This is a genomic window from Marinobacter sp. bablab_jr003 (assembly GCF_016464245.1).
Lineage (GTDB): Bacteria > Pseudomonadota > Gammaproteobacteria > Pseudomonadales > Oleiphilaceae > Marinobacter > Marinobacter vinifirmus.
In genome coordinates, this window is sequence record NZ_JADARC010000001.1 from 1 (window position 1) to 1,722 (window position 1,722).

The window sequence follows — 1,722 nt, forward strand, 5'->3', positions numbered from 1 at the left end:
CTTTTTCTTAACGCATCACCCACCGAGGTTTGTACCCCGGGTGTTCACGTTCAGTCAATTTCCTGAAGTCGTTTTCTCATCGACTCTCCCTTCAGAGCCCAGCGATGGGCGTTGTGCATGAGCCGATCCAGGATGGCGTCAGCCAGGGTGTTGTCACCGATGGCGGCGTACCATTGATCGGTGGGCAGTTGGCTGATGATCATGGTCGAGTGCGTGCCGTGCCGGTCATCCATGATCTCCATCAGGTCGTTCCGGTGTGCCGGTTTCAGGGCTTCCAGGCCCCAGTCGTCCAGTATCAGAAGCTTTACTTTGGCCAACTGGCTGAGGGTTTTCTGGTAGGTGCCGTCGGCCTTGGCCTGAGTCAGTTCCAGTAGTAATCGGGAGATTCGGTAGTACCGGGCGCTGAAGCCGTTCAGACAGGCCTGGTGCCCCACTGCACAGCCGAGGTAAGTCTTGCCGCTGCCGCAGGGGCCGGTAATCAGCAGGTTCTGTCCCCGTTCCAGCCAGTCTGTCTGGGCCAACTGGGCGACCTGTGCTTTCTTGAGGTTGCGCGAGTGCTGGTAGTCAATATCCTGGACTGAGGCCCGGAGCTTTAAACGGGCCTGGCGAACCAGGCGGTCCTGTTTCCGGTGCTCCCGGCTCTGGAACTCCCGGTCGAGTAACAACTCCAGGCGTTCGGTGAACGACAGCTCGTCATAGGTGCCTGGCTGGTTTTGTTGATGCTCCAGGGCGGCAGCCATGCCGCCGAGCTTCAGGTCTCTCAGTCGTGTCAGGGTCTGTAGGGTGCTCATAGTGGTGTCCTAGTGGAAGCTCTTCGGGCCACGGATGTTCTCGTGATGCTGAGGCAGTTCGGTGTTCAGGGGCAGTTGTTCCGGCAGCTTGTCGCGGTTGCTCCGGAGGATGGCCTTGACGTGTTTCAGTCGGTCCAGGCCTTCGCGGTTGGCAATGCGACTTGCCGTGTTCAGGCGCTCGCTGGGGTACTCCTTGCTCAGGTTGAGCAGCCCGAGACAGACCCGGTAGGCCTGTTCCGGATGCTCCCGCTCCTCCAGCCGATCACTGATCCAGGTCAGGGTGTCGGGCCCGATGTCTCTGGCCCAGTTCTTGAGACGACCCGGCGTCCACTGTTGTTGTTTTTGGTGGCGTGTGGGCATGTGCCCTGACTCGGTGGTGATGCCGTACTGATGACTGCGTGGGTGGCTGGCGATCTGGCGCTGCCGGAAGTAGATCTGTACCAGTCGCTCACTGGCGTGGATGTCTACCTGCTCTCCCACATACTGGTGTGGCACTGAGTAGTGGTGCTGCTGGAACTCGATGTGGTAGTCGATGTTGACCCGGCAACGCCGGATCTCGATGTACTCATAGGGGTGTTTGGGTAATGCCCTCAGGGCCGGCTGATCGAGCATCTTGAAGGCCTCCTGCCGGTTGCCTGGCAGCCGCCGGAACGGTCGGCTGTTCAGGTCTTCCAGCAGGGACCGGATGCACTGATTCAGGTCGGCCAGGGTGAAGAAGGTGTAGTGGCGCAACCGGGCCAGGATCCAGCGCTCAACGATCTGTACACCCACTTCCGCTTTGGATTTATCCTTGGGTTTGTAGGGCCGTGCGGGCAGCACCGCGACCTGGTAGTGCGCCGCCAGTTGCTGGTAGCTGGGGTTCAAGTCCGGATCGTACCGACAGGCTTTGCTGACACCGCTGCGCAGATTATCCGGAATCACCATTTCCGGA

Annotated in this window: 2 protein-coding genes; both read right to left on the reverse strand. The window is 59.9% G+C overall.

Going from position 1 to position 1,722, the window contains the following annotated elements; translation table 11 throughout:
- Positions 1 to 50: 50 nt before the first annotated feature.
- On the reverse strand, positions 51 to 791 hold the full coding sequence (istB, locus tag H3Z84_RS00005) for an IS21-like element helper ATPase IstB (protein ID WP_199455798.1): 741 nt from the start codon (positions 789 to 791) through the stop codon (positions 51 to 53).
- Positions 792 to 800: 9 nt separating this feature from the next.
- Positions 801 to 1,722 (reverse strand): Mu transposase domain-containing protein (locus H3Z84_RS00010; RefSeq protein ID WP_416225835.1); only part of this gene is annotated, 922 nt, incomplete at its 5' end.